The sequence below is a fragment of the Chromobacterium fluminis genome, assembly GCF_011602385.1.
GTDB lineage: Bacteria > Pseudomonadota > Gammaproteobacteria > Burkholderiales > Chromobacteriaceae > Chromobacterium > Chromobacterium fluminis.
The window spans coordinates 293,367-319,387 of sequence record NZ_JAAOMA010000001.1; the positions used below are offsets into that span (position 1 = coordinate 293,367).

Annotated in this window: 26 protein-coding genes; 15 read left to right on the forward strand and 11 right to left on the reverse strand. The window is 63.0% G+C overall.

The annotated features are described in order from the left end of the window. Positions 1-113: 113 nt before the first annotated feature. Complete coding sequence (locus HA052_RS01405) at positions 114-701, forward strand: TetR/AcrR family transcriptional regulator (protein WP_166450497.1); 588 nt, start codon at positions 114-116, stop codon at positions 699-701. A gap of 131 nt (positions 702-832) precedes the next feature. On the opposite strand, the gene HA052_RS01410 is transcribed toward HA052_RS01405, so the two are convergent. Together HA052_RS01410 and HA052_RS01415 are read right to left on the reverse strand one after the other, a co-directional pair. Continuing rightward, positions 833-1,969 (reverse strand): PilT/PilU family type 4a pilus ATPase, encoded by a 1,137-nt coding sequence (locus HA052_RS01410; RefSeq protein WP_081549061.1) that lies wholly within the window; start codon positions 1,967-1,969, stop codon positions 833-835. A 45-nt stretch (positions 1,970-2,014) separates the two neighbouring features. After that, positions 2,015-3,052 carry a type IV pilus twitching motility protein PilT gene (locus HA052_RS01415; RefSeq protein ID WP_043589321.1) on the reverse strand — a complete coding sequence of 346 codons (1,038 nt, stop codon included), beginning with the start codon at positions 3,050-3,052 and terminating at the stop codon, positions 2,015-2,017. Positions 3,053-3,327: 275 nt separating this feature from the next. Between HA052_RS01415 and HA052_RS01420 the strand changes: the two genes are divergently transcribed. The 6 genes from HA052_RS01420 to aroG all read left to right on the forward strand — a co-directional run bounded on the left by HA052_RS01420 (position 3,328) and on the right by aroG (position 7,853). Continuing rightward, the gene (locus HA052_RS01420; RefSeq protein WP_166450498.1) at positions 3,328-4,020 is read left to right on the forward strand and encodes a YggS family pyridoxal phosphate-dependent enzyme; all 693 of its coding nucleotides are present in this window, start codon (positions 3,328-3,330) and stop codon (positions 4,018-4,020) included. Between the two features lie 53 nt (positions 4,021-4,073). Next, positions 4,074-4,877 (forward strand): pyrroline-5-carboxylate reductase, encoded by an 804-nt coding sequence (proC, locus tag HA052_RS01425; protein ID WP_081549065.1) that lies wholly within the window; start codon positions 4,074-4,076, stop codon positions 4,875-4,877. A gap of 8 nt (positions 4,878-4,885) precedes the next feature. Then, a complete protein-coding gene (locus HA052_RS01430; RefSeq protein WP_081549067.1) occupies positions 4,886-5,467 on the forward strand; it encodes a YggT family protein in 582 nt (193 codons plus the stop codon). Positions 5,468-5,559: 92 nt separating this feature from the next. After that, the gene (locus HA052_RS01435; protein WP_019102525.1) at positions 5,560-5,865 is read left to right on the forward strand and encodes a c-type cytochrome; all 306 of its coding nucleotides are present in this window, start codon (positions 5,560-5,562) and stop codon (positions 5,863-5,865) included. Between the two features lie 284 nt (positions 5,866-6,149). Then, positions 6,150-6,560 carry an RNA polymerase-binding protein DksA gene (gene dksA / locus HA052_RS01440; protein WP_081549069.1) on the forward strand — a complete coding sequence of 137 codons (411 nt, stop codon included), beginning with the start codon at positions 6,150-6,152 and terminating at the stop codon, positions 6,558-6,560. Between the two features lie 231 nt (positions 6,561-6,791). Further along, positions 6,792-7,853, forward strand: a complete 1,062-nt coding sequence (aroG, locus tag HA052_RS01445) for a 3-deoxy-7-phosphoheptulonate synthase AroG (RefSeq protein WP_081549071.1) — start codon at positions 6,792-6,794, stop codon at positions 7,851-7,853. Positions 7,854-7,901: 48 nt separating this feature from the next. Here the strand turns inward: aroG and HA052_RS01450 are convergent, their stop codons facing one another. Next, positions 7,902-9,329, reverse strand: coding sequence for an aminotransferase-like domain-containing protein (locus HA052_RS01450; protein ID WP_166450499.1), 1,428 nt, complete (start codon positions 9,327-9,329; stop codon positions 7,902-7,904). Between the two features lie 116 nt (positions 9,330-9,445). On the opposite strand from HA052_RS01450, the gene HA052_RS01455 reads away from it, so the two are divergent. The 4 genes from HA052_RS01455 to HA052_RS01470 all read left to right on the forward strand — a co-directional run bounded on the left by HA052_RS01455 (position 9,446) and on the right by HA052_RS01470 (position 14,168). Beyond that, complete coding sequence (locus HA052_RS01455) at positions 9,446-10,651, forward strand: benzoate/H(+) symporter BenE family transporter (RefSeq protein ID WP_166450500.1); 1,206 nt, start codon at positions 9,446-9,448, stop codon at positions 10,649-10,651. 104 nt (positions 10,652-10,755) lie between these two features. Next, positions 10,756-12,144, forward strand: coding sequence for an aminopeptidase P family protein (locus tag HA052_RS01460; protein ID WP_166450501.1), 1,389 nt, complete (start codon positions 10,756-10,758; stop codon positions 12,142-12,144). 49 nt (positions 12,145-12,193) lie between these two features. Further along, positions 12,194-13,345, forward strand: coding sequence for an NAD(P)/FAD-dependent oxidoreductase (locus HA052_RS01465; protein ID WP_166450502.1), 1,152 nt, complete (start codon positions 12,194-12,196; stop codon positions 13,343-13,345). Positions 13,346-13,403: 58 nt separating this feature from the next. Continuing rightward, entirely contained in the window at positions 13,404-14,168 is a 765-nt protein-coding gene (locus tag HA052_RS01470; protein ID WP_081549079.1) for a DeoR/GlpR family DNA-binding transcription regulator, read from the forward strand. Between the two features lie 155 nt (positions 14,169-14,323). On the opposite strand, the gene HA052_RS01475 is transcribed toward HA052_RS01470, so the two are convergent. Beyond that, positions 14,324-15,046: an SDR family oxidoreductase gene (locus HA052_RS01475; RefSeq protein ID WP_166450503.1), complete on the reverse strand. Its 723-nt coding sequence runs from the start codon at positions 15,044-15,046 to the stop codon at positions 14,324-14,326. Positions 15,047-15,161: 115 nt separating this feature from the next. Here HA052_RS01475 and HA052_RS01480 point away from each other — a divergent pair, with 115 nt between their 5' ends. Next, the gene (locus tag HA052_RS01480; protein WP_166450504.1) at positions 15,162-15,989 is read left to right on the forward strand and encodes a LysR family transcriptional regulator; all 828 of its coding nucleotides are present in this window, start codon (positions 15,162-15,164) and stop codon (positions 15,987-15,989) included. A gap of 389 nt (positions 15,990-16,378) precedes the next feature. Here HA052_RS01480 and HA052_RS01485 read toward each other — a convergent pair. The 3 genes from HA052_RS01485 to HA052_RS01495 form a co-directional block, all read right to left on the reverse strand. Beyond that, positions 16,379-17,171 (reverse strand): IS5 family transposase gene (locus tag HA052_RS01485; protein ID WP_166450505.1). Its coding sequence is split into 2 segments (ribosomal slippage): positions 16,379-16,913 and positions 16,912-17,171, totalling 795 coding nucleotides; the frame shifts between segments, so codons are not numbered across the junction. A gap of 158 nt (positions 17,172-17,329) precedes the next feature. Next, entirely contained in the window at positions 17,330-18,523 is a 1,194-nt protein-coding gene (locus tag HA052_RS01490; RefSeq protein ID WP_166450506.1) for an amino acid aminotransferase, read from the reverse strand. Positions 18,524-18,863: 340 nt separating this feature from the next. Then, a complete protein-coding gene (locus HA052_RS01495; RefSeq protein WP_107801237.1) occupies positions 18,864-19,163 on the reverse strand; it encodes a superinfection immunity protein in 300 nt (99 codons plus the stop codon). A gap of 438 nt (positions 19,164-19,601) precedes the next feature. On the opposite strand from HA052_RS01495, the gene HA052_RS01500 reads away from it, so the two are divergent. The 3 genes from HA052_RS01500 to HA052_RS01510 all read left to right on the forward strand — a co-directional run bounded on the left by HA052_RS01500 (position 19,602) and on the right by HA052_RS01510 (position 22,282). Next, on the forward strand, positions 19,602-21,086 hold the full coding sequence (locus HA052_RS01500; RefSeq protein WP_166450507.1) for a C69 family dipeptidase: 1,485 nt from the start codon (positions 19,602-19,604) through the stop codon (positions 21,084-21,086). Between the two features lie 99 nt (positions 21,087-21,185). Then, the gene (locus HA052_RS01505; RefSeq protein ID WP_166450508.1) at positions 21,186-21,638 is read left to right on the forward strand and encodes a GNAT family N-acetyltransferase; all 453 of its coding nucleotides are present in this window, start codon (positions 21,186-21,188) and stop codon (positions 21,636-21,638) included. After that, on the forward strand, positions 21,635-22,282 hold the full coding sequence (locus HA052_RS01510; protein ID WP_166450509.1) for an alanyl-tRNA editing protein: 648 nt from the start codon (positions 21,635-21,637) through the stop codon (positions 22,280-22,282). The genes HA052_RS01505 and HA052_RS01510 overlap by 4 nt, the downstream gene beginning before the upstream one ends. 65 nt (positions 22,283-22,347) lie before the next feature. On the opposite strand, the gene HA052_RS01515 is transcribed toward HA052_RS01510, so the two are convergent. The 4 genes from HA052_RS01515 to HA052_RS01530 all read right to left on the reverse strand — a co-directional run bounded on the left by HA052_RS01515 (position 22,348) and on the right by HA052_RS01530 (position 25,663). After that, positions 22,348-22,932, reverse strand: a complete 585-nt coding sequence (locus tag HA052_RS01515) for a tail fiber assembly protein (protein WP_166450510.1) — start codon at positions 22,930-22,932, stop codon at positions 22,348-22,350. A gap of 10 nt (positions 22,933-22,942) precedes the next feature. Then, positions 22,943-23,941 carry a phage tail protein gene (locus HA052_RS27335; protein WP_240937225.1) on the reverse strand — a complete coding sequence of 333 codons (999 nt, stop codon included), beginning with the start codon at positions 23,939-23,941 and terminating at the stop codon, positions 22,943-22,945. 230 nt (positions 23,942-24,171) lie between these two features. Then, a complete protein-coding gene (locus HA052_RS01525) occupies positions 24,172-25,173 on the reverse strand; it encodes a hypothetical protein (protein ID WP_166450511.1) in 1,002 nt (333 codons plus the stop codon). A 163-nt stretch (positions 25,174-25,336) separates the two neighbouring features. After that, positions 25,337-25,663: a hypothetical protein gene (locus HA052_RS01530; protein WP_166450512.1), complete on the reverse strand. Its 327-nt coding sequence runs from the start codon at positions 25,661-25,663 to the stop codon at positions 25,337-25,339. Positions 25,664-26,021: the final 358 nt, after the last annotated feature.

Here is a 26,021-nt window from a genome sequence, read left to right on the forward strand (position 1 = left end):
CGCTATCTTGCTGATTCACATCGCGATTGAAGAAATGATACTTATCATCTAAAACGGAATCACCGCTTCGTCATTGCGTTGCGCCACCTCGCAGTCGAACAGGAAGGTCAACAATGCGCTACAGCTCAACTCACAAGACCGAAACCCGTCAACGGATCCTGACCATGGCCTCGCTGCGCTTTCGCGCCGAAGGCGTGGCCAATGTCGGCATCGCCAACCTGATGGCGGATCTGGGGCTGACCCATGGCGGCTTTTACGCCCACTTCCACAGCAAGGACGACCTAGTGGCGCAATCTTGTCGCCAGGCCTTGCTGGACATGAACGAGATTTGGCAGGCCCAACTGGAACAGGCGCCCAACGGCGCCGGGCTGAAACGGCTGGCCAAGGATTATTTGAGCGCGGCGCACAGGGATTTCCCGGACTCCGGCTGCGCCGCCGCCGCGCTGGCCGGGGAGTTGGCTCGCCACGACAAAGCCACCCGCCAGGCGTTTTCCGAGGGCTTGCAGGCTTTGCTGCACACCTTGCGCCAAGCGCAACAATGCGACACGGCGGCCGGAGCGCGGCCGGCACTGGCGCCAGAAGCCTGCCTGGCTCTGATGGTGGGCGCCTTGTTGCTGTCTCGTGCCATCTCGGACGAAACGCTGTCCGACCGGCTGCTGAAAAGCGCGGCGGCGGCGTTGGCCTTGCAAGCCCGAGGTTAGAGCCTCGCGAGCAGGGGCGAGACAAGGCGAAAACAAGCGAAAAAGCGGAATGTACAAGTGGTACATGAGCATTTTGAGCTTGTACTCACCGTGCAACGCTCCACGAAGCGCAGCAGACTTTGGACAGGTTCTTAGACGATGTCTAGGTGATCTATGCCTTCCAGTGGGTCCCGCGACTTGGAACCCTCGCTGTAAAGCTTGATCTTCAGCCGCAGATCGTTAATGGAGTCGGCGTTGCGCAGAGCGTCCTCGTAGCTGATCAGGTCCGCTTCGTACAACTCGAACAAGGACTGGTCGAAGGTCTGCATGCCGGTCTCGCGCGAGCGGCCCATCACTTCCTTCAGACTGGCGATTTCGCCTTTGAAGATCATGTCGGACACCAGCGGGCTGTTGAGCAGAATTTCCACCGCCGCCACCCGGCCGCGGCCGCTTTTGATCGGCACCAGCCGCTGAGAGATGATGGAGCGCATATTCAGCGACAGATCCATCAACACCTGCTGATGGCGTTCCTCAGGGAAGAAGTTGAGAATGCGGTCCAGCGCCTGGTTGGCGTTGTTGGCATGCAGCGTGGCCAGGCACAAATGGCCGGTTTCGGCGAACTGCAAGCCGTAACCCATGGTTTCGCGATCGCGAATCTCGCCCATCAGAATCACGTCCGGCGCCTGGCGCAAGGTGTTCTTCAAGGCAATGTCCCAATCATCGGTGTCCACGCCCACCTCGCGCTGGGAGATGATGGACTTCTTGTGCTGGTGCACGTATTCGATCGGGTCTTCGATCGTGATGATGTGATCGTGGTTATGACTGTTGCGCCAGTCCACCAGCGCGGCCAGCGAGGTGGATTTGCCTGAGCCAGTGCCGCCGACGAAGATCACTAGGCCGCGCTTGATCAGCGCGATATCGCGCAGCACCAGCGGCAGGTTGAGCTGATCGAAGGTGGGGATTTCTGTGTTTATCTTGCGCAACACCATGCCGGCATGGCCCTGCTGCACATAGGCGCTGACGCGGAAACGTCCCAGACCCGGCGGGTTGATCGCAAAGTTCGCCTCCTTCTTGGTTTCGAACTCCTCGGTCTGCCGGTCGTTCATCACCGCGCGCACCAGTTCCTTGGTGTGCTGGGCGGATAAGGGCTGCGGCGCCACCGGAGTGATCTTGCCGTCTATCTTCATCGCCGGGGGGAAATCGGCGGCGATGAAAACGTCGGAGGCGTTCTTGCCGGTGGCGTGCTTCAGCAGATCCAGTATGAACTTGGAAGCCTGGTCTTTTTCCATGATGAGGTCCCGCGGGTCGCCATTTAAGTGTAGAGCAGCGCCCGCTCAGAATTGATCCTTGTTGGCGGCCTTTTGCCTGGCATCCGCCGGCGACACCATATTGCGCCGCACTAGCTCCTGCAGGCACTGGTCCAGCGTCTGCATGCCGTGCTGCTGGCCGGTCTGGATCATGGAGTTGATCTGAGCAATCTTGTTCTCGCGGATCAGGTTGCGGATCGCCGGGGTGCCCAACATGATTTCATGCGCCGCCACCCGCCCGCTGCCGTCCTTGGTTTTAAGCAGGGTTTGGGCGATCACCGCGCGCACAGACTCGGACAGCATGGAACGCACCATCTCCTTTTCCCCGGCCGGGAATACGTCGACGATGCGGTCTATGGTCTTGGCCGCGGAGCTGGTGTGCAGAGTGCCGAACACCAGGTGGCCGGTTTCCGCCGCGGTCAAAGCCAGGCGTATGGTTTCCAGATCGCGCAGTTCGCCCACCAGGATCACGTCCGGGTCTTCGCGCAAGGCGGACTTCAAGGCATTGGCGAAGCTGTGTGTCTGCAAACCCAGTTCACGCTGGTTGATCAAACACTTCTTGCTGTCGTGGACGAACTCGATCGGGTCCTCGACAGTCAGGATGTGGGAGAAGTGGTTGTCGTTGATGAAATCTATCATCGCCGCCAGCGTAGTGGATTTGCCGGAGCCGGTGGGGCCGGTCACCAGCACCAGCCCGCGCGGAAAGGCGGCGATTTCCTGGAAAATCTTGGGCGCGCCCAACTGTTCCAGCGACAGCACCTTGGACGGAATCACCCGAAACACCGCGCCCATGCCGCGGTTCTGCACGAATGAGTTGACGCGGAAACGGGCGATGCCGGGCAGATCGAAGGAAAAGTCACACTCGAAGGTGTCTTCGAAGATTTTGCGCTGGTAATCGTTCATGATGTCGTACACCATGTCGTGCACGTCATGGTGGTCCATCGGCGGCAGGTTGATGCGGCGGATGTCGCCGTTCACCCGGATCATCGGCGGCAGCCCGGCGGACAAGTGCAGGTCGGACGCCTTATTCTTGACCGTAAAGGCCAAGAGCTCCGAAATTTCCATAATATAATCTCCACGATGACTGCGCCGCCGCCATGGTTTCAGCCGCCAGGCGACTACTTAAAATGAAGTACCGCCGCGCGCCGGCAACGCGTCCAAACAAGACGCCGGCCCACTTCCGGCATTTCCGGCTCTGGCGCTGATTGTAAGCTCAACTCAGCCATTTGGGATATCGCCGTCACCCCATATTATTAACGATGCGCGGCCATGCTGCTTTGTAGAAACCCCAACCCCGGGCAACAAGCCGCACCGCCCGCAGCAAACCATTTCTCGACGCCATGACAGACTCCATCTCCCAACCCTTGCAACAAGTCCGCCAGCGCCTGGCGGACGCGGAACACGCCGCCGGCCGGCCGGCGGGAACGGTGCGCCTACTGGCCGTCAGCAAAACCTTCCCCGCAGCGGACATCGAGCAAGCCTATCTTGCCGGCCAGCGCGCCTTTGGTGAAAACTACGTACAGGAATTGCAGCAGAAGGCCGAGGCGCTGGCCGGCCTGGAGATCGAATGGCACTTCATCGGCCCGATGCAATCCAATAAAACCCGCGCGGTGGCGGAGTTGGCCCACTGGGCCCATTCGGTGGAACGGCTGAAAATCGCAGAACGGCTGTCGGCGCAGCGGCCCAACGCGCTGCCGCCGCTAAATGTGTGCATTCAGGTCAATGTCTCCGGCGAGGCCAGCAAGAGCGGCTGCGCCCCGGAACAGGCGCTGGAACTGGCGCGCGCAGTGGCGGCCTTGCCGCGCCTGACCCTGCGCGGCCTGATGTGCATCCCGGAGCCCACGGAGGACACTGCGCGGCTGGCGTCTCAGTTCGCCCTGTTGCGCCAACTGCGAGAGCGCCTGAACGCCGAAGGGCTGGCGCTGGACACTTTGTCCATGGGCATGTCCGCCGATATGGCCGTCGCCGTCGCCGAAGGCGCCACCATGGTGCGGGTGGGCACCGCCATTTTCGGCGCGCGCCATTATCATTGAATGACATTGGTTTGAAACAGCAGACATTCAGGCCGATTTATTAAGGAAAGATCATGCGGATTACCTTCATCGGCGGCGGCAATATGGCCAACGCCATCATCGCCGGCCTGATCAAGCAGGCGGCGCATCGCATCCACGTAGTGGACCCTGACGCGGGCAAGGTGGAGCGGCTGCGTCAGGCATACGACGTCAGCGGCGGCGCGGCGCTGCCGGACGCCTTCGACATCGGCGACATCGTGGTGCTGGCGGTCAAGCCGCAGCACCTTCGCGACTTGTGCCTGGAGTTGGAGCCCAGGCTCAACGGCGCGCTGGTCATCTCCATTGCCGCCGGCATTCGCCTGGACGCGCTGTGCCGCTGGCTGGGCAGCAAGCGCGTGGTGCGGGTGATGCCCAACACTCCGGCGATGATAGGCAAGGGCGTGTCCGGCCTGTTCGCATCGGTGGGCGTCAGCGAAGACGACCGCCAGGACGCCAACACCGTAATGCAGGCGGCCGGCATCACGCTCTGGCTGCAAAACGAACAACGCATCGACGACGTCACCGCCGTTTCGGGCAGCGGTCCGGCCTATGTGTTCTACTTCATCGAAAGCATGATAGAAGCGGCGCAACAGACCGGCTTCTCCGAAGCAGAGGCGCGCCGATTGGTGCTGGCCACCTTTGAAGGCGCGGTGGAGCTGGCCAAGCAAAGCCCGCTGTCGGTCGGCACCCTGCGCACCAATGTGATGTCCAAGGGCGGCACCACCGAGCGCGCCATCGCCCGCTTTGAGGCGGACGGCGTCAAACAAGCCATTATCGCCGGCACGCTGGACTGTCGCGACCGCTCGATCGAAATGGGCCAACAACTCAGCCAGGACTAAGCCACATCATGTTTTTCGACACTTTGCGTTTTCTGATCCACACTCTTTCCGGCCTGTTCGTGCTGGTGCTCCTGCTGCGCTTCTACCTGCAAGTGGCGCGCGCGCCGTTCAAACACCCGCTGTGCCAGTTCGTGATGGCCGCCACCAACTTCGCGGTGCTGCCCATGCGCAAGCTGGTGCCGGCGATGCGCGGCTACGACAGCGCCACCATGCTGCTGGCCTGGCTGATTTCGCTGCTGGCCAACGTGCTGGTCACCCTGCTGAGCTCGGTGCCGGAAGTCTTCACCTTTCCGCAGGTATGGGTGGCGCTGTCTTTGCTGTCGCTGCTGGAGGTGTTCAAGCAGTCGCTGACCCTGTTGATGGGTAGCGTCATCGTCCAGGCCGTGCTCAGTTGGGTCAGCCCCTACAACCCGCTGATGCCGGTGCTGGACGCGCTGACCCGGCCCTTCCTGCGCCCGTTCCGCAAGGCCAATATTGGCGGCGTGGACCTGTCGCCGCTGGTGCTGTTCCTGATCATCCAGGTGATTTTGATGCTGCCGGTGCGCATGCTTGAAGCAAGCTTCTTGACCCAACTCAAGGTAGTACTGTAGGAATTCAGGTTATTTGTCATATTTTTTTGCGGCCGCACCGCTGCGGTCGTCCATTTGGCAACCGATTTGCATCACCAAACAGGAGACTTCCAATGAAAAAAGCCTTGCTCGCCGCCGCCCTGATGAGCGCCGTCGCCGCTCCCGCCTTCGCCAATATGCAGCTGGCGCAAAAGTACAGCTGCACCGCCTGTCATGCGGTGGACAAGAAAATCGTGGGTCCGGCTTACAAAGATGTGGCCAAGAAATACGCCGGCCAGAAAGGCGCGGAAGCCATGCTGATGGCCAAGGTCAAGAACGGCGGCTCCGGCGTATGGGGCCCGGTGCCGATGACCCCGCATCCGAACATCCCGGACGCGGACCTGCGCGCGCTGGCCAAGTGGGTGTTGTCGCTGAAATAAGCCATCCAGACATTGCAGATCCGGCACGCCGCTCGGCGCGCCGGCCCACGGAAAAAGGCGGCGGATTGCCGCCTTTGAACTGTCCGGGACATTTTATGTCCTAGCCTGTTGCGCCAATACCCTTTTAACGATGTCTCAGGCTTGTTACCGGAGTGAAACAACGCTATACCGATTGTCAGCAGCAGGGAGTTAATATCACCTAAGCGCCTAAGACAGTTGCAGAAATAGCGGGGCGCCGGTAATCTTCTCCGCCTGTTGCCAACTCTATGCTGGAAGCACCAAATATGGCCAAACTAACCGAACAGGATATCCTCAACTGGACCGGCGACGATTACATGAACGCCGACCATCTTGAGTTTTTCAAAGACCGGTTGTTGCAGATGCAGCTGGAGTTGCTCTCTAACGCAAATGCGACCGCCAACCACCTGCAAGAGCAGGAAGCCACGCCGGATCCCGCCGACCGCGCCACGCTGGAAGAGGAATACGCGCTGGAACTGCGCACCCGCGACCGCGAGCGCAAACTGCTGCAGAAGATCCAGGCCTCGCTGCGCCAGATCGAAGACGGCTCTTACGGCTTCTGCGAGGATACCGGCGAGCCCATCGGCCTGCGCCGCCTGATGGCCCGCCCCACCGCCACATTGTCGGTGGAAGCCCAGGAGCGCCGCGAGCGCATGAAGCGCCAGTACGCCGACTGATTGTTCCGGCTCTCGCCCGCAAAACGCCCTGGCCGCAACCAGGGCGTTTTTCATGCCCGCGTTTCCTCTATTCAACAAAAACAAGCAGATAAATCGACAGACGATAGCTTGCCTCTAATGACTGTCTAGTATGAATTTAGGGCATTAAAGCAGACCGGCCGCTTGTCTAGCGTCGTCGAATCCGGTTATCTTGCTGCTATGCAAAAACTGAAATAGCAAGGGACACGCTTTATGCAACGCCAGACCGACGACGTCAGAATCCGCGAAATCAAGGAGCTGCTGCCGCCCATCGCCCACCTGTACGAACTGCCAATCACCGAAGCCGCCTCGGAAGTGATCTACTCCGCCCGTCGCGACATCTCCGCGCTGCTGCGCGGCGAAGACGACCGCCTGCTGGTGGTGATCGGGCCCTGCTCCATCCACGACACCGAAGCCGCCATCGAATACGCCAAGAAACTGGCGCCGCTGCGCGACAAGCTAGCGGAAGAGCTGGTGGTGGTGATGCGCGTCTACTTTGAAAAACCGCGCACCACCGTCGGCTGGAAAGGCCTGATCAACGACCCGATGTTGAACGAATCCTTCGACATCAACAGCGGCCTGCGCATCGCGCGCCGCCTGCTGCTGACCCTGAACGACATGGGGATGCCGGCCGCTACCGAATTCCTGGACATGATCACGCCGCAGTACTTCGCCGACCTGATCAGCTGGGGCGCCATCGGCGCGCGCACCACCGAAAGCCAGGTGCACCGCGAGCTGGCCTCCGGCCTATCCTGCCCGGTGGGTTTCAAGAACGGCACCGACGGCAATCTGAAGATCGCCGTGGACGCCATCCGCTCGTCCAGCGTGCCCCACCATTTCCTGTCCGTGACCAAGACCGGCCACTCCGCCATCGTCTCCACCGGCGGCAACCCGGATTGCCACGTGATCCTGCGCGGCGGCAAGGAACCCAATTACTCGGCCGAGCATGTCAGCGCCGCGGCGGCGGAACTAGTCTCCGTGGGCCTGCCGCAAAAGCTGATGGTGGACTTCAGCCACGCCAACAGCCGCAAGGACTACCGTCGTCAGATGGAAGTGGCCGACGACATCGCCGGTCAATTGGCCGCCGGCAACGCCAACATCTTCGGCGTGATGGTGGAAAGCCACTTGGTGGAAGGGCGCCAGGACCTGAAACCGGGTTGCGAGTTGACCTACGGCCAGAGCGTCACCGACGCCTGCATCGGCTGGGACGACACGGAAAAACTGCTGACCACGCTGGCCGACGCGGTGAAGGCGCGCCGCGCGCGTCAAGACTGAGCCAACCTTACCTTGCTGTCTCGCGGCGGAGCCTACGCTCCGCCGTTTTCATTGGCTCAGCTGCTCGCCGGCCAAGCGGCCCAACGTGGCGATGGCTCCCTCCAAGGCCGGCGACCACGGCTGGCCGAAGTTCAGTCGCAGGCAATGGCCGAAACGCGGCTCGGCGGAAAACACCAGGCCCGGCGCGAAACTGATGGATTCGGCCAACGCCCGCTCCAGCAGGCGGCCTGCGTCCAGCCCTTCCGGACACTCCACCCACAGCAGCAGGCCGCCCTGCGGCCGCCGCAGCCGCGTGCCCTTGGGGAAGGCCGCCAGCACCGCGTCGGCCAGCTGACGCATCTGCCTCGCCAACTGCCGCCGCAAGCGCTCGGCGAAGCGCGCGTAGTCGCCGTTGGCCAACACATCCGCCAGCAAGCCCTGATACAAGGCCGAACTCACCAGGCTGCTGCTATTGCTCAGCCGCGCCAATGCCGCATGATGGCGACCGCCGGACAGCCAGCCCAGACGGAACGAGGGCGCGAAGCTTTTGGTGAAGGACGAGCAGTAAATCACTTCGCCGCGGCTATCCCAGGCTTTCAACGGCGTTGGGTGCTGCCCGCCGAAGTAAAGCTCGCCGAACACATCGTCCTCGATGATGGTCAGACCGTGACGGTAAGCCAGCCGCAACAATCGCTTCTTGGCTTCGTCCGGCATCAGCGCGCCGGTGGGATTCTGAAAATTGGTCACCGTTACCAAACAACGCGGCGCCGGTCCGTGGCGCAAGGCGAACTCCAGCGCCTCCAGCGACAGGCCGGCGTCCGGCGTGCACGGGATTTCCAGCGCCTTCAGCCCCAAGGCCTCCAGGGTTTGCAGTAGACCGAAGTACACCGGCGTCTCCACCGCCACGGTGTCGCCGGGCCGGGTCAGCAAGCGCAGCGACAGGCTGATCGCCTCGGTAATGCCGTGGGTGAACAGGATGGCGTCGGGCTCCAACGCCAACTGCCACTGCGCCGCCAGTTCGCACACCAGCCGATACAGCCTCGCCTGCTCGCCGCGCGGCAAATAGGCGCTTATCAGTTCTGGGCGCTGGTTCAGCGTCTGCTGCAGCCGACGCGCCAACCCCGCCGCCGGATACATGCTGCCATGCGCTTCCGCCATGTGCAGTTGGGTGCCGATGTCCAGGCCGGACCACTCGATCAATTGCGACATGCGGCTGTCCACCCGCACCAGGGTCGCCGCCGACGGCAAGCCGTCGTCCCGGGCATGCGCCTGCTGCGCGCGGCTGGGCAAGGCGGCGAAAAACCCGGCGCGCGGGCGGGCGCTGACGCGTTGCCGACGCTCCAGATGACGGTAGGCCGCCAGCGCGGTCAAGACGTTGACCCCGTGCTCGGCGGCCAGATGGCGCACCGAGGGCAGACGGCTGCCGGGGGGATATTCGCCGCTGTCCAATCCTTGCTCGACTTCGGCGGCAATGCGCAAATACAGGGAATCGCTCATGGCTGTTATATAGAACAGATTGTGCGCAGCATAAACTGTTTACGTCGGCTGTGGGAAGGCGCGGACCAGCGCTTACGCTAGGCTGGGCGCTACTTTTCATCGCAAGAAAGCGCATCATGCCGTCCACCTTCTGGCGCGACCTGTCGCCCTCCGCCGCGCTGGCCGCAGTGCTGGCCTTATTGGTCGGCTACTCCGGCCCCTTCCTCATCATCGTCCACGCCGCGCAGTCCGCCAGCCTGTCCCCGGCCCAGCTCGGTTCCTGGATCTGGGCGGTGTCCATCGGCTCCGGCGTGGCCGGCCTATGGCTGTCCTGGCGCTGGAAAGCCCCGGTGATCACCGCCTGGAGCACGCCCGGCGCGGCGCTATTGCTGGCCGCCCTGCCCGGCGTGCCCTACGGCGAAGCGGTGGGCGCCTTCCTCGCCGCCGCCGCCATCGTCACCCTGCTGGGCGTCAGCGGCCTGTTCGACCGGCTGATGAAGGTCTTTCCCGCCGCGCTGGCGGCGGCGATGCTGGCCGGCATCCTGTTCCGCTTCGTCGCCGAACTGGCCAGCGCCGCTGGCCACGACCCGCTGCTGGTGGTCAGTATGGCCGCGCTGTTCTTCGTTGGCCGCCGCTTCTTCCCGCGTTACGCGCTGCCGGCCGCCATCCTGCTTGGCCTGCTGCTGGCGGCGGCTCAAGGCCTGTTCCAGCCGCTGCCGGCCCATGGCGGCGACGGCGGCCCCTTGTTCACAGCGCCGCAATGGTCGTGGAGCGCCTTCTTCAACCTGGCCCTGCCGCTGGCGCTGGTGGCGCTGACCGGCCAGTTCCTGCCCGGCATGGCGGTCCTGTCCTCCTCCGGGTACACCATCCCAGCGCGCTCGCCGGTATCGCTGCTGGGCGCGGTGTCCATGCTGACCGCTCCCTTCGGCGGCCACGGCGTGGTGCTGGCGGCGATCACCGCCGCCATCTGCACTGGGCCGGAAACCCATCCCGATCCTAAACGCCGTTACGTGGCCGGCGTGATCTGCGGCGCGCTCTATCTGGTGCTGGGCGTGGCCGGCGGCGCGCTGGCCAGCCTGATTTTGACCCTGCCCAAGGCGCTGGTGGCCACCGCCGCCGGCTTGGCGCTGTTCGGCACCCTGGCGTCCTCCCTGAGCGCGGCGCTGGCCAACGAAGGCCATCGCGAAGCGGCCTTGATCACCTTCGTGGTAGCCGCCTCCGGCGTCAGCATCGCCGGCCTGGGCGCGCCGCTGTGGGCCTTGCTGGCCGGCGGCGCGGTGGCGCTGATCCTGCGCCCGGCCAAGCCCCGGCAGGCCGAAGCCGTCATCGGCCAGCGTGGTTGAACCGGCACTGGCAGCCTGGCGGCGGGCATGATAAGTTAAGGAACTGGATACAATATTCCGCGCGGCGACCGACCGGGCGGACCCTGCCCACCCTCGAGGAAACCATGTTCGCTGCCACCGTATACGCGCAACGCCGCGCCCGTCTGCAAGCGGCCGGCCTGTCCGGCCTGCTGCTGTTTGTCGGCAATGTCGATTCGCCGATGAACTACCACGACAACACCCTGCCCTTCGTTCAGGACTCCAGCTTCCGTTATTTCTTCGGCCTGAACGAGCCGGGCCTGGCCGGCCTCATCGACGCCGACAGCGGCGAAGCGACGCTGTTCGGTAACGACCCGGACGTGGCCGACATCGTCTGGACCGGCCCGCTGCCCAGCCTGGCCGAGCGCGCCGCGCTGGCCGGCCTGGACCGCAGCCGCGCCTATGCAGACCTGGCCTCCGCGGTGGCCGCCGCGCGCGCCGCCGGCCGCGCCGTGCATTACCTGGCGCCGTACCGCGGCGAGACCCTGATCGAAATGGGCCGCCTGCTGAATGTTCATCCGGCCCAGGTCAAGGAAGGCTTCTCCGCGCCGCTGACCCATGCCGTGGTGGCGCTGCGCGAGATCAAGGGCGACGAGGAAATCGCCGAAATGGAAGCGGCGCTGGCGGTAACCCGCGATATGCACATCGCCGCGATGCGCCACGCCAAGCCCGGCGTCATGGAATACGAAGTAGTAGGCGAGATGGAAGGCATCATGCGCCGCCATGACTGGCAACTGGCCTATCCGTCCATCTTCTCGCGCCGCGGCGAAGTGCTGCACAACCATCACCACGACAATCGCTTGGAAAGCGGTGACTTGGCGCTGAACGACACCGGCTGTACCTCCGGCGGCGGCTACGCCAGCGACATCACCCGCACCTTCCCGGTGGGCGGCAAGTTCAGCCCGCGCCAGCGCGAGCTGTACAACATCGTGCTGGACATGCAGCTGGCCGCCATCGAGGCGATGAAGCCGGGCGTGCGCTATCTGGACGTGCACAAGCTGTCCGCGCGGCTGATGGCGGAAAGAATGAGCGCGCTGGGCTTCTTCCGCGGCGACGCCGACGCCATCGTCGAATCCGGCGCCTACGCCATCGCCTTCCCGCATGGCCTCGGCCATCAGATCGGCATGGACGTGCACGATATGGAAGGCCTGGGCGAAGATCTGGTGGGCTACGGCGAGGACACCGAGCGCAGCCCGCTGTTCGGCCTCGGCTACCTGCGCCTGGGCAAGCCGCTGAAACAAGGCATGGTGGTGACGGTGGAGCCCGGCATGTACTTCATCCCCGCGCTGATCGAAGCTTGGGCCGCCGAAGGCCGCCACAGCCAGTACATCAACTACGACAAATTCCGCGAGTACCACGACTTCGGCGGCATCCGCATCGAAGACAATGTGCTGGTCACCGCCAACGGCAGCCGCGTGCTAGGCGCGCCGATTCCCAGAACGGTGGAGGAAGTCGAAGCCGCGATGGCCGGCTGAGCCGGGCCGTGACCTCAGTCCAAAGCCGCCCGTGGGCGGCTTTTTCCATATGGACGCCGCGCATGCCAAGGCGCACCATCTGAAGAATGACAAGCCGGGAGCCATGATGGAACAAGTGGAATGCGTGGTGATAGGCGCCGGCGTGATCGGTTTGGCCGTGGCTCGACAGCTGGCGATGGCCGGCCGCGAAGTCGTCATCGTCGAAGCGGAAAGCGCCATCGGTCAACATGCGTCCAGCCGCAACAGCGAAGTCATCCACGCCGGGCTCTACTATCCGCCCGGCAGCCTGAAAGCGCGGCTGTGCGTGGCCGGCCGCCAGCGGCTTTACGACTACTGCGCCCAGCGCGCCATCCCCCACCGGCGCTGCGGCAAGCTCGTCGTCGCCGCCGACGAGGCCGAACTGCCTCGGCTGCAAGCCTTGCAACAGCGCGCAGCCGCCAACGGCGTGACCGATCTGCGCTGGCTGGACGCGGAACAGCTGCAGGCGCTGGAACCGGCTTTGCAAGCCCGCGCCGCGCTACTCTCGCCGTCCACCGGCATCCTGGACAGCCACGGTCTGATGCTGGCCCTGCTGGCCGACGCCGAGGCTCACGGCGCGACGCTGGCCTTGAACTCGCCGCTGCACGGCGGCCGTGTAGCGGACGACGGGTTGGCGCTGGACATCGCCGGCATGCGGCTCCAGGCGCGCTTGGTGGTCAACGCCGCCGGCCCCTGGGCGCCGCGGGTTGCGGCCAGCCTGGCCGGGGTTCCACGTGAAACCATCCCCACGCCCTATTACGCGCGCGGCGTCTATTTCGCGCTACAGGGCCGTTCGCCGTTCCAGCGCCTGATCTACCCGCTGCCCGAGGCCGGCGGCCTGGGCACGCATCTGACGCTGGACCTGGCCGGGCAGGCGCGCTTTGGCCCGGACCTGGAGTGGGTGGACGCCATCGACTACCAGGTGGACCCGGCGCGCGCCGACCGCTTTTATGATGGCATCCGCCGCTGGTGGCCGGCGCTGCCGGAACAGGCGCTGGCGCCGGCCTATGCCGGCATCCGTCCCAAAATCGTCGGCCCCGGCGCGGCGGACGCGGACTTTCTGATCCAGGGCCCGGCGCAGCACGGCGTGCCTGGCTTGGTCCAGCTCTACGGCATCGAATCCCCCGGCCTCACCGCCAGCCTGGCGCTGGCCGAATACGCGGCGGCAACGCTGACGGCATAGCGCCGGGACGAGTTGTCCGCTTACAATCGGACAGTCTCAACCCGCCGCCTTGCCGCTTATGCTCATTCTGAATCAACGCCAGCAGGAACTGCTGGCCATGGTCAAACGCGATAGCTACGTCAGCGTGGAAAAGCTGGCCGAACATTTCTCCGTCACCCGGCAGACCATACGCCGCGACATCGCGCTGCTGGCCGAGCACCAGCTGCTGCAACGCTATCACGGCGGCGCCAGCGTGCTGTCCAGCGTGGAAAACGTGGCCTACCAGGCGCGGCAGGTGCTGTGCATAGACGAAAAGCGCCGCATCGCCGAATGCCTGGCCCGGCACATCCCGGACAACGCCTCGCTGTTCATCAATCTGGGCACCACCACCGAGGAAGTGGCCAAGGCGCTGCACCAGCATCGCGGCTTGCGGGTGATCACAAATAATCTGCACGTGGCGGACACCATGTGCGACTACCCGGACTGCGAAGTCATCGTGCTGGGCGGCATGCTGCGCAAACGCGACCGCGGCATCACCGGCGAAGCCACGGTGCAGCTGATCCGCCAGTTCCGCGTCGATTACGGCATCATCGGCATTTCCAGCATCGAGTTGGACGGCACGCTGCGTGATTACGACTACCGTGAAGTACGCAGCGCCGAGGCCATCATTCAGCAATCACGCCACGTGTTCCTGGCCGCCGACCACAGCAAGTTCGCCCGCCCGGCGCTGGTGGAACTGGGCCATCTGTCGCAGATAGACGCGCTGTTCACCGACCAGCCGCCGCCGCCCGCCGTCGTTGAGCTAATGCGGGAGGCGGAGACTCAGTTGTACGTGGCGGAGTGACAGTCAGTCCTCTTAGAACCTGTTTACTATCTCGCGAGCAAGAGCGAGACAAGGCGAAAACGAGCGAAAAAGCGGAATGTACACGTGGTACATGAGCATTTTGAGCTTGGTTTCAACGCCGTATCGCCGACGCGCAGCAGATCGTAAACAGGTTCTTAAGGCTGCTGCCGCGTCGCCGCTAGCACGATCTCGCGGATGCACACGTTCTGAGGCTGCTGATAAGCGTAGACGATGGCGCTGGCCACGTCCTCGGCCGCCAGCACCCCGCCCATCTCCTGTTTCCAAGCCTCGTAGCCCGCCTTGATCGCCTCGCTGCTGGTATGCGACAGCAGCTCGGTGTCCACCGCGCCCGGCGCGATCGTCACTACCCGCACGCCGTGGTCCGCCACTTCCTCGCGCAGGTTCTCCGACATCGCGTGCACCGCGAACTTGGTGCCGCAATAGGCCACATGATTGGGGAAGGTCTTGCGCCCGGCTACCGAGCTGATATTGATCACCGTACCGCGCTTGCGCTCCACCATGCCGCCCAACACTGCGTGGATGCCGTTGAGCAGGCCATGCACATTGACGTCGAACATGGTTTTCCACTCTTCCGGCGCTTGCTCAGCCATCTGTCCCAGCAGCATCACGCCGGCGTTGTTGACAATGGCGTCCACCGGCCCGAAGCGGCCCTCCGCCTCCGCCACCGCGGCGGCCAGCTGGGCGCGGTCGGTCACGTCCACCGCGCGGCATAGCGTGTTCGGCAACGCCAATGCCTCCAGGCGCTCGACCCGGCGCGCCAGCAACAGCAGCGAATGGCCTTGCTGCGACAGCAAGCGGGCGGTGGCGGCGCCGATGCCGGAACTGGCGCCGGTGATGACAATGAGAGCCTTACTCATGAAACTTCTCCTTTAGCAATAGAAATAACTGATATCAAATCCTTGAGCAGCACTATAATTCGCTGAAGATTCCACGAAAAATCGTTTATTCTACTTGCTGCCATCGGTTTAATTTATGGATATCCGCTCGCTCAAAGCCTTCATCGCCGTATTTGAAGAGCGCAACATCACCCAGGCCTCGGCGCGTCTCTACCTGAGCCAGCCTGCGCTGTCCGCCACCATCCGACAACTGGAAGAACAGCTGGGGGCCGTGCTGTTTCAGCGCCAGCCGCGCGGCGTGGAAGTGACCGACGCCGCCCGGCTGCTCTACCCGTCTGCACGGCGGCTGGTGGAAGAAGCCGACAGCCTGACACAGCTGTTTCGCGGCCGACAGGACTGCCTGCCGCTGACGCTGGGCGTGGCGGCGGACCTGGGTCAGGCCGATGTGGCGCGCGTGTTGGCGGCGGCCTATCGCGCGGTGGACGGCTTGCTGTTGGAACTGGCGGCGGGCTGCGCCGGCGACGCGCGGCTGGACGAGGAGGCCAATCGTTGCGAGGACGAGCTGTTCCTGCCGCTGTGGGAAGAGGATTATGTGCTGGCGATGCGCGCCGACGCGCCGCTGGCGGGACAGCCGCTGCTGCGGCCGGGACAATTGCTGGGCCAGGACCTGATCGCCTGCCCGGACCATCCGTCGCACCAGCGCTTCGCCAGCCTGCTGGGCGAGGCGGCGCGGGAGCTGGCGGTGGCCGCGCGTTGCGCCACCCTGCAACAGGCGGCGACGCTGGCCGCGGCCGGCGCCGGCATCGCCTTCGTCCCGCAAGGATTGGCCCAAGACCAGCCCGGCCTGTGGAGCGGCCGGCTGGAGCAGGCGGCGCTCAGCCGCCGCGTCGGCCTGTGCTACGCGCCGGACGCCTTGGCCAAGCCGGCGCTGGCCCGTTTGAAACAAGGCCTGGCCGTCGGCTGAGGGCCGGTTTTAAGAACCTGTTCACGATCTTTTGTAGGTGTGGTTAAGCGTTGCTAGATACGTAGGAGACCACGTATCCGACGTGCCCCAGGTCCCTTCAAGCCTGTCGACGGGTGGCAGGCCCGAGGTTTTAAGCGGCTGCTTGTTCGAGCTGCGCGACGTTAGCGCGCTGCGAGTTCAGCCGCGCCTCGGGCCTGACGGGATCCGGCGGGAAACCGCAGGCCAGGCTTGCAGGGCGGCCTTTGGGGTAAAGGGGAATTTGGCCGCGCAAATTTCCCTTTCCGTTCGCCGGGCGGAACCGGCCCTAAATCATCATCCGCGTAGCGGACTCAATGCCTTGAACAATACCTTCAATTAGAAAAGATCGTGAACAGGTTCTAAGAGCCTGTTCAAAGTCTTTTGAGTAAGAGCCCCAAGAAGGCCAGATGGATAAACTGTAGGCTGGTATTGAGTTTCCGCTCGCAGTTCTTCCACAGCCTTCTGCTCTTTTCCAACCAAGCGAAGCTGCGCTCAACAACCCAGCGTTTGGGCATCACCTTGAAGGTATGCAGTTCGCTCCGTTTGGCAATCTGCACCGTCACGTCCGCACCTAAAATCTCGCTCACGCCTTGAGCAAACGGTTTGCCAACATAGCCACTATCCGCCAGCAGGCCCTGAACCCCAATCAATCTGGACTCACATTGCCGTAGCGCCTGTAGCGCCCCTTTGCGATCCGTTACCTCCGCTGTCGTGACTGCCACCGCGTGTGGCAGACCTTGCGTGTCCACAACAATATGGCGCTTGATGCCTGATATCTTCTTACCTGCGTCGTAGCCTTTTAACCCTGCTGTATCAGTGTTCTTCACGCTCTGCGCGTCCACGATCAAGAACCTGCTGCAAGCGCTCCGCCCCCGTTTCTCTCGGGCCGCGCCAACCTGATTTTTTAAGCGCCTGCTCCAGCAGGCTGCCACCTTCACGCGGCTCACTCCACATGGTGAAGTACGAATGGACAGTACGCCATTTGGGAAATGCTTCAGGAAGCATGCGCCATTGGCAGCCGCTGCGGAGCAGGTACAGCACGGCACAAAACACCTCATACAAGTCCACTCGACGGGGACTTGTTCTCTTACGCGCGCTTTCCAGAAGTGGTCTGATCACTTCAAATTGTTCGCGACTGATATCGCTTGGGTAGCTTTTTCTCACCCCTGGATTTTCTCACACTCTGCTCTACTCAGAGACTTTGAACAGGCTCTAAGAGTGGCTGACAGAACTCAGTTTTACGGCTGAGGCAAGACGCGCCGACATAGGCAGTACCTTGAGTACGGCAAGTCGGCGCAACGCAGCAGATTATGTACAGGTTCTTACTGAACCGCGGCGAAAGCCTTGGCCACATAAGGCGCGTTGGCGCGGGTCAAGCCGGCCACGCACATGCGGCCTGTGCCCACCAGGTAAACGCCGAAACGCTCGCGCAGAGCGTCCACCTGCGCCTGGCTGAATCCGGTGTAACTGAACATGCCGCGCTGATGGACCAGATAGGCGAAGTCCTGCTCCGGCAGCGCCTGCTTCAGCACTTCCACCAGAATGCCGCGCATTTCCAGAATGCGGCCACGCATCTCGTTCACCTCGGATACCCACAGCGCTTTCAGCTCGGCATCGCCCAATACCGTGGCGATCAAGCGCGCGCCGGTGGTGGGCGGGTTGGAGTAGTTGCGGCGCACCGTGGCCTTTAGCTGGCCCAACACCAGCTCCGCCTCGGCCTGGTTCGGGCACACCACCGACAAGCCGCCGCAACGCTCGCCGTACAGCGAGAAGATCTTGGAGAAGGAGTTGCTGACCAGGAAAGACACGCCGGCGTCGGCCATCGCGCGGATGGCGTAGGCGTCCTCATCCAAGCCGGCGCCGAAGCCCTGATAGGCGATGTCCATGAAGGGAATCAGCTGCTTGCGCTTGGCCAGCGCCACCACCTGATCCCACTGCGCATTGTTCAGGTCCGAGCCGGTGGGATTGTGACAACACGGATGCAGCAGCAGGATGCTGCCGGCCGGCAGAGTTTCCAGCGTGTCCCGCATCGCGGCGAAGTCCACGCCGCGGGTCTGCGCGTCGAAATAGGGATAGCGGTTCACCACGATGCCGGCGCCCTCGAAGATGGCCACGTGGTTGTCCCAGGTGGGGTCGCTGACCCACACCTGGGCATCGGGAAAATATCGCTTGAGGAAATCCGCGCCCACTTTCAGCGCGCCGGAGCCCCCCAGGGTCTGGATGGTAGCGACGCGGCCGGCGGCCAGCGCCGGATGCGTGGCGCCGAACAATAGCTCCTGTACCGCCTTGCGGTAGGCCGGCAGGCCGTCCATCGGCAGATAAGTGCAGGGCGGCGTCGGCTGAGCCGCCAGTTTGGCTTCGGCCTGCTGCACCGCGTTCAGACGCGGAATGCGGCCCTGCTCATCGTAATACAGGCCGATGCTGAGGTTGACCTTGTCGCCGCGCGGGTCCTTGCCGAAGGCGTCGACCAGCGACAGGATGGGATCGCCGGCGTAGGCGTCGACGTGCTGAAACATGTGTTTCTCCTTGAGTAGTGTGGTATCGCCTCGTGCAGCCGTTTAGAACGGCTAACAAACCCCTGATGCTGCGTTGCGCCGACTTGCCGTACTCAACGGCGCGCCATGCCTCAGGCGTGAAACCCATGTTTGTTAGCCGCTCTTAGAACGTGTTTACGATCTCGCGAGCTCAGGCGAGACCAGGCGAAAACCGCTGAAAAAGCGGAATGTACGAGTGGTACATGAGCATTTCGAGACGGTACTCGCCGTGCCACGTCTCACGACGCGCAGCAGATCGTAAACAGCTTCTTACGCCGCCCTCTGACGGGGCGGTAAAGATAGAGTATTGTGCCAGACGGATTCAGGACCCGGACGCTAGATCGTCGCGCTTGAGCGCCAGCATCATCGCCGCGATCCACGGCAGGATCAGCCAGCCGCCCAGCACGTTCAGCGCCGCCACCAGCTTCAGCCTCGGGCTGCCCACCAGCGCCGCGGTCAAGGTCGGCACCAGGTAAGCGCCGCCCAAGGCCAGCGCGTTGCCCAGATACATCGCCCACTGCTGCCATTGAGGCTCGCCGCTGTAAGCGCCGTAAGCCCACAACGCCAAGGCCGCGGCCAGCACCGTGAAGAACAGCTTGCGCGCCATCGTCAGTATTTTCATATTCCTTCCGTTCCCGCCGCAGCGGAACATGCCGCCACAATGAAATGCCAAGCTTAATAAGACTTACGTCCGGATGGCAAAATCAATTGCATAAATCAGACACTTTGCACCACATTTTAATGAAACGGCGCAAGATTGATATGCATCAGGCAAGCATGGGATTCTCATTTCAACTAACGCGAACCATCTGCCTACAATCTGCTTGCCCTCACCGCCAAACCGCCGCGCGCTTAGCGCGCGGCCACCATGAGCCGTCTCGCACCGCGACTGACCGCTCAGAACCTGTTTACGATCTGCTGCGCGTCGGCGATACGGCGTTGAAACCCGCTTCGAAATGCTCATGTACCATTTGTACACTGCGCTTCCTCAGCCGTTTTCGCCTTGTCTCGCCTTAGCTCGCTAGATCGTAAACACGCTCTCAGAGAAGAGGAATGCATCATGACGCCGCGCCCTACCCTGCTTGCCCTGGCCACCGCCCTTGCGATGGCCGCCCCGCTCGCCGACGCCTGCTCATCGCTGATCGTCGGCAAACAGGCTTCCGCCGATGGCTCCATCATCATCGCCCGCAACGAGGATTATTACATCAATAACTGGAACAAGCGCCTGGTGCTGCACCCGGCGCGCGCGGCGGCCAAGGATGAAACGCTGAGCTTCAAGAACGGCCTGAAAGTGCCGGCTCCGGCGCAGTTCTACCGCTACAGCGGACTGATGGACTGGAACGGCGACAGCGCCGGCGGCGACGGGCTGTACGAGGAACGCGGCGTCAATGAATTCAATGTGGCGGTATCCGCCACCAATAGCGCGGAAATCAACGCCCGCGCCAAAAAAGCGGACCCCTTGCTGGACAACGGCGTGGTGGAGGCGGTGATCCCCTCGCTGATCCTGCCGCAGGCCAAGACCGCGCGCGAAGGGGTGGAACTGCTGGGCCGCTACCTCAACCAATACGGCGCCGGCGAAGGCAACGGCGTGCTGATCGCCGACCCTGACGAAGCCTGGTATATGGAAATCGGCTCCGGCCACCACTGGCTGGCCTACCGCGTGCCGCAGGATAGTTACTTAATGGTGGCCAATGGCCTGCGTCTGCACGACATCGACCTCGCCGACCGCGCCAATGTGATCGCCAGCCCCGGCCTGGCCGAGTTCACCGCCAAACACCAGCTGCTGGCCAAGGTGGACGCCAAACGCTTCAACTTCGCCCAGGCCTTCGGCGTCGTCGGCGACAAATACAATGTGGACCGCGAATGGCTGGGCCAGCAGCTGCTGAACCCGGCGCTGCGCCAAGCCACGCGGCAGACGCAATACCCGCTGACGCTGAAGCCTGAGCGCAAGATCGCCGTGGCCGACGTAGCCAAGGTGCTGCGCGCCACCTTCCACGGCACCGCGCTGGCCAAGCTGAAGGACGCGGACCGGCCGATGGGCGTGGACCGCACCATAGAAACCCACGTCATCCAGCTGCGCGCCGGCCTGCCCAAGGAGCTGGCGGCGCTGACCTGGCAATCCTTCGGCAGCCCGGCCGGCGCGGTACTGGTGCCAATGTACGAAAACGCGATGAAGGACATCCCCGCGCCGCTGCGCGCCGGCGCGGCCGCTTACGAGAGCAGCTCCGCCTACTGGGCCTTCCGCGCCAACGCCACGCTGGCCCAGGCCAAGCCGGACAAGTACCTGCCGGTGCTGGCGCAATGGCAGACGCGGCTGGAACGGCAGTTCCAGGGCCAACAGCCGGCGGTAGACGCGATGCTGACCAGCCTCTACGCCAGCCAGCCGCAAACCGCGATCGGCTTCGCCGGCCAGTGGAGCGGCGGCAATATGCTGAGCGCGGTGCAATCGGCGCGCGACGTCCACGCCGGCCTGCTCACCGACCTGACCAAGGCCAGCGAGAAGAAGTACAGCCCGGAGGAACTGGAAAAGATCAAAAACCTATAAACCGCCAGCAAGCCGGAGCGGCGTCGAATACTTCCACCGCTCCCAGCCCGGCTGAGCATGTTATCTTTATGGCATCCCCCTCGCCTGGCCAGCCGTTCCATGATCATCCACATCGACACCGATCCCGCGCGGCTGGACCGCGAACGCGTCTACCGCTACTTGTCCGAGCAATCCTACTGGGCGCGCCAACTGCCGCGCGACATCTTCGAGCGCTCGCTAGCCCATTCGCTGTGCTTCGGCGCCTACGCCGCAGACGGCGAACAGATCGGCTTCGCCCGCGTGATCACCGACTACGCCACCTTCGGCTATCTGGCCGACGTGTTCGTGGTCGAAGCCTGGCGCGGCCAGGGCGTGTCCAAGCAATTGATGGCGGCAATCAACGCCCATCCCGGCCTGCAGAGCCTGCGTCGCATGCTGCTCGCCACCGCCGATGCCCACGGCCTGTACGCGCAGTTCGGCTTCGGCGCGCTATCGCGGCCGGAACGGCTGATGGAGCGGCTGGACGCCGAGGTCTACCAACGGCTGGCGACCAAGGCCGCGGGGGTGGCATGAGCGTGCGCAAGCAATTCTGGGCAGATCCTTACCAGACCGAGCTGCTCGCCACCGTAGTACGTAGCGACGGCTCTCAGGTTTGGCTGGACGCCACCATCTTCTACGCCTTCTCCGGCGGCCAGGAAAGCGACGCCGGCAGCATAGGCGGCCGCCCGGTGCTGCGCGCGGAAAAACAGGACCAGGACATCGTCTACACCCTGCCGGACGACCACGGTCTTAAGTCCGGCGACGCGGTGACAGTGGCAATAGACTGGCCGCGCCGCTACCGGCTGATGCGGCTGCACTTCGCCGCGGAGCTGGTGCTGGAAACCATTTGCCGCGAACTGCCCGACGCGGAAAAGATAGGCGCCCACATCGCGGAGGACAAGGCGCGCATCGATTTTGCGCTGGCCCGGCCCATCACCCCGCTGCTGCCCGCCATCGCCGCCAAGGTACAGGCGCTGATAGACGCCGATCTCCCCATCGTCAGCGCCTATTCCGACGCAGCAAACCAGCGCCGCTACTGGGAACTGCCCGGCCTCTACCACGTGCCCTGCGGCGGCACCCATTTGCGCCGCAGCGGCGAAGTGGGCGAACTGAAGCTCAAACGCAAGAACGTGGGCCAGGGCAAGGAAAGAGTGGAAATCACGCTGGCGCGGCCATGAAAAACCGCGCCGGGGTACACGGCGCGGTTTGGGTTTCACGTGGAACGGCGCTTTACTTCAGATCTTCAGGCCGGCAGCTTCGGCCAGTCGGCCTCGGCCAACCGCGGCCAAGCGGCCTGCTGCGGTAGGCGCGACAGCTCGACGCAGTAACGCTTCCACGCCGTCAGCAAGCCTTGCTCCTGCGCCATCGCCAGCCCCAGTTCCTGCGCGTCCTCCAAAGGCCGGCGCTGAGCGTAGGCCGCGGCCAAACGCTGCTGCAACTCCTGCTGCGCCTGCGCCGTCAGCGCCGCGCGCTGGGCTTCGACATCCACTTTCCAAGCCTTCTTGTTCCACACAGCGAAGGGCGGCGGCTCCAGTTCAGTAGCTTGCAGACTGTCCGGCGTGTCACCGATTCGCGCCGTCACCGGCTGCGCGCTGGCCTTGCTCCACAGCTTGAGCGCGCGAAAATCCACCACCAGCAGCCAGCCGCCGTCGCGGTAGACCGCCGCTTGCTTGTCCCCCGCCTGCGGCGGCTCCTGCTCGGTGGCATTGGCCGGAATCAACCAAGTTTCCTCAACATCCAGCGGCGACAGATCCGCCGTAGTGGTGCCCAGATACTCGCCGGTTTCCGGATGGTAGGCGTAGACGGTTTTCTGTTTGCGTTCTTGCATGGCGGTTTCCTTAGTATTTGATGCAGGCGAGCAGGGCTAGGTTACGGGGGCGAATGGAACGCACATAACTCGCTGAATGAACCCCACCATTGATTGATTTTGTGTAATGCAGATGTATGGAGCCAACATCAGCTGACTCATAGCCCAGAGCCACTAAATTGTTATTTGTCCAGTCTATGGTTCCAACGACTTCATTTGCATCATCATCAACCAGCACTTGGGTCGAGATCTGAGCGCTGCCAAACACACGTCCCACGTCCACTGTTGGGCGATCACTGCTCCAGCCACGAATGAACTCCCCGCGCAAATCAGGCAGATTGAACGTCGTCGAGCCATCCCCGGCGCCATAAATGGTTCCGATCACCGCAAACAAGCCGGGATACGTGCTGCGGCTGACCGGAGAACCATCGCATTTCAGCCAGCCTGGCGGCGTGTAAGGCGTTGCGAAGTGGCCTACCATGCCAGGCGCGCCGGACATGGTCAGCAAATTGGTGATAGGGCCGTCCTCGCACTGGGTCAGATCCACGTAAAAACCACGCGCCTTGACGCCATCGTTGTTGAACACGCGGAACTGGTTGCCCCAGACATCGATATTGACGTCGCTGAGCTTGCTGTCGCTTTGCGGTGCTTGTAGTTGCAGCTGGCCGCCTTCCTTGCCGCCCTCGGCCAGAAAACGGGAATTAGGCTGAAAATCCACCCGGCCACTCATCTTGCCGCCGCTCAGCGGCAAGGCGTCGGTGATGCCGTAACCAGCCAGCGTGGAGGGCTTGCTGTTGCCGCCCCAAGCCAGCTTCTTCATCGCCTGCAACAACTGGTCCTTGCGCGTCGGGTCCGCGCTCTGGCCGCTGTCGCGTATCACAGTCAACAACTCGTCCTGGCTGGACTGGGCGGCGGACTGGACATTGTTCAGCCACTCCGAGGTCACCACCGTGCCCAGTTCGCCGGTGTAAGGGTTGCCGTCGTGGAACAGACCGTCCGGGCTGTTGATCGGCTTCATGGTGTTTTGCATCGCGCTCTCGCTCCATTTACAGGGTTGGCCCGCTGGCCGGGCTGGCGGCTTGGGGCGGACTCCGGGCCGGGCGAGTGGTCCGTAAACCACCCGCTGACCTGCTTCGCTAGTGAATCAATACCGTCATTTTGCCGTTTAGCGACGCGCGTCAGCAGTGGACGGATGTCAGTGGAGCGCGGGCAAAAAAATGGCAATCCCACAGGATTGCCATGACTGAAAGCGAAAGTGGTTTATGGCGCGATCGGCGCTTTGTGTACGTAACCTCCATGCACACCGGACAGGGCCGCAGGCAAAGCCAGCTGAAAAACCGAATTATTCTCGGCGTAAATGTGACTAATGCTATAGCCGCCGCCCCAGTCCCCTACTCCAGCCATATGCACCCAGCCATCGCTAGGCGTGATGCGTTTGTTCTCCACAACCTTGCCATTGCGATACTGACCATAGTCATAGTAGATAGAGCCGCTGATGCAACGCAGCCAGTTCATAAAAGTGACCGGCCCTTCGGTGCCAACCCCGTATGCCAGCGCCACCGCCATATTCTTGCCATCCAACACTTGCGGCGAATAGGTCAATGCGCCACAGCGCAATTCCGCAATGTAAAACTCGTAACCATAACGTTTGTTTCCACGCTCCATAGCATTCAGCAAGTCCACCACCGGTTGCGCCAATTTGGGACCCGTGCCCTCAAATGAGCCGTTGTCGTGAATGAAGCGCCCCACCGAATTGGCGCTTTGGCTGAATGAAACATTATGCATGGGCGTGGCAAACGGCGCGGAGATCTGGTTGGTTCTCGCTTGCACGATGCCCTCGGGCGTGAACGGATCAAAGAAACGGCCGCCATCCGCCAGCAGGTTGCGGCGCGGCAACATGCTCACGGTAATACCATCCTGAATGCCGTAGCCCCCCAGGGTGTTGGCCTTGTCGGCCTTGCCCGCCACCTCGGCCTTGGTCGCGCCGTCGCTAATGCCGTAGCCCGCCAGCGTGGTCGGTTTGCTGTCACCGCCCCAGGCCATTTTTTTCACCGCCTGCAACAGCTGGTCCTTGCGGCTGGCGTCCAGCGTCTGACCGCTGTCCTTGATCAGCGCGATCAGCTCGTCCTGAGTGGAACGCGTCGCCTGCTGCAAACTATTCAGCCAATCGGCGCTGACAATGGTGCCCAGTTCGCCGGTGGTGGGGTTGCCGTCGTGAAACAAAGTGTCCGGCGTGTTGATGGGCTTAAGTGCTTCTTGCATGGAATCGCCTCCCGCGGAAATGAAGAATCGGCCAAAAGCCGATGACAGGTGTCGTTACTGAAAGGATTAGAGGGGATTTTGCGGGAAGCGCGGCGATCGCGGCAGCAGACGAATGTCAGTGCGTGACGACAAAACGCCGCGGTTGTAACCGCGGCGCGCTGCTTTATATCACATCGGAAATCTGCACGAAGCCGGCTTGCAACTCTTGGCGGATAGGCTCCAGCAGCGCCGCCATTTGATCGCAATGGACTTGCTTATTCTCCTGGCTGTCCCGCAGCAGCGTCATCAATGCGTGCAGGCCCTGGTTGGCGGCGTGAACGTGGACGATGCCATGGGTCAGGCCTTCATCGGCCTGCAAGTAGCGCTGCTCCAAAAGCTTGACCAGGCCATAGACTTCATCCTGACCAGCGGTGATGATGCGCAGTTGCTTGATCTGCTCATGCAGTTGCTGCAAGCGTGACAGTTCCGGCTTGGCGATGGGGGCGCTCATGGCTGGGCCTCTGTTGCTACGGACCGGGGATGACGAGGGTGTTGCCGGCAGAAAATAAATATATTCATTGTAGCCTCCACAAACATCTGCTTAAGGATGCCTGCGCGGCACGCGCGGAAGGCGTGGGCAGGCTCATGACAAAGTGGGAGGACCGCAGTGTGCACGGCAGCCCCCTTGCGGGGGCTCAGTGCCATGGCCTGCCCGGTTTGCGGCAGACGCATGGACGTAGCGAATCGCTGGCTAGCGATTGCTACCACACTGAATAGAACCTCCCAGTCCCGCGGCTGTGGATTGTCACAGCGCAAGGGCGAGAGTAAGGGGGGATGGCGGGAGCGTCAAGGCAGCGGCGGGCCGGTGG

Coding starts and splice junctions, on each gene's coding strand:
- HA052_RS01405 (WP_166450497.1), top strand. CDS start 114: ATGCGCTACAGCTCAACTCACAAGACCGAAACCCGTCAACGGATCCTG.
- HA052_RS01470 (WP_081549079.1), top strand. CDS start 13,404: ATGCTCATTCTGAATCAACGCCAGCAGGAACTGCTGGCCATGGTCAAA.
- HA052_RS01420 (WP_166450498.1), top strand. CDS start 3,328: ATGACAGACTCCATCTCCCAACCCTTGCAACAAGTCCGCCAGCGCCTG.
- HA052_RS01415 (WP_043589321.1), bottom strand. CDS start 3,052: ATGGAAATTTCGGAGCTCTTGGCCTTTACGGTCAAGAATAAGGCGTCC.
- HA052_RS01505 (WP_166450508.1), top strand. CDS start 21,186: ATGATCATCCACATCGACACCGATCCCGCGCGGCTGGACCGCGAACGC.
- HA052_RS01490 (WP_166450506.1), bottom strand. CDS start 18,523: ATGTTTCAGCACGTCGACGCCTACGCCGGCGATCCCATCCTGTCGCTG.
- HA052_RS01515 (WP_166450510.1), bottom strand. CDS start 22,932: ATGCAAGAACGCAAACAGAAAACCGTCTACGCCTACCATCCGGAAACC.
- HA052_RS01525 (WP_166450511.1), bottom strand. CDS start 25,173: ATGCAAGAAGCACTTAAGCCCATCAACACGCCGGACACTTTGTTTCAC.
- HA052_RS01435 (WP_019102525.1), top strand. CDS start 5,560: ATGAAAAAAGCCTTGCTCGCCGCCGCCCTGATGAGCGCCGTCGCCGCT.
- HA052_RS27335 (WP_240937225.1), bottom strand. CDS start 23,941: ATGCAAAACACCATGAAGCCGATCAACAGCCCGGACGGTCTGTTCCAC.
- dksA (WP_081549069.1), top strand. CDS start 6,150: ATGGCCAAACTAACCGAACAGGATATCCTCAACTGGACCGGCGACGAT.
- HA052_RS01500 (WP_166450507.1), top strand. CDS start 19,602: ATGACGCCGCGCCCTACCCTGCTTGCCCTGGCCACCGCCCTTGCGATG.
- HA052_RS01430 (WP_081549067.1), top strand. CDS start 4,886: ATGTTTTTCGACACTTTGCGTTTTCTGATCCACACTCTTTCCGGCCTG.
- HA052_RS01480 (WP_166450504.1), top strand. CDS start 15,162: ATGGATATCCGCTCGCTCAAAGCCTTCATCGCCGTATTTGAAGAGCGC.
- HA052_RS01475 (WP_166450503.1), bottom strand. CDS start 15,046: ATGAGTAAGGCTCTCATTGTCATCACCGGCGCCAGTTCCGGCATCGGC.
- HA052_RS01455 (WP_166450500.1), top strand. CDS start 9,446: ATGCCGTCCACCTTCTGGCGCGACCTGTCGCCCTCCGCCGCGCTGGCC.
- HA052_RS01510 (WP_166450509.1), top strand. CDS start 21,635: ATGAGCGTGCGCAAGCAATTCTGGGCAGATCCTTACCAGACCGAGCTG.
- HA052_RS01460 (WP_166450501.1), top strand. CDS start 10,756: ATGTTCGCTGCCACCGTATACGCGCAACGCCGCGCCCGTCTGCAAGCG.
- HA052_RS01450 (WP_166450499.1), bottom strand. CDS start 9,329: ATGAGCGATTCCCTGTATTTGCGCATTGCCGCCGAAGTCGAGCAAGGA.
- HA052_RS01495 (WP_107801237.1), bottom strand. CDS start 19,163: ATGAAAATACTGACGATGGCGCGCAAGCTGTTCTTCACGGTGCTGGCC.
- proC (WP_081549065.1), top strand. CDS start 4,074: ATGCGGATTACCTTCATCGGCGGCGGCAATATGGCCAACGCCATCATC.
- HA052_RS01465 (WP_166450502.1), top strand. CDS start 12,194: ATGGACGCCGCGCATGCCAAGGCGCACCATCTGAAGAATGACAAGCCG.
- HA052_RS01530 (WP_166450512.1), bottom strand. CDS start 25,663: ATGAGCGCCCCCATCGCCAAGCCGGAACTGTCACGCTTGCAGCAACTG.
- aroG (WP_081549071.1), top strand. CDS start 6,792: ATGCAACGCCAGACCGACGACGTCAGAATCCGCGAAATCAAGGAGCTG.
- HA052_RS01410 (WP_081549061.1), bottom strand. CDS start 1,969: ATGGAAAAAGACCAGGCTTCCAAGTTCATACTGGATCTGCTGAAGCAC.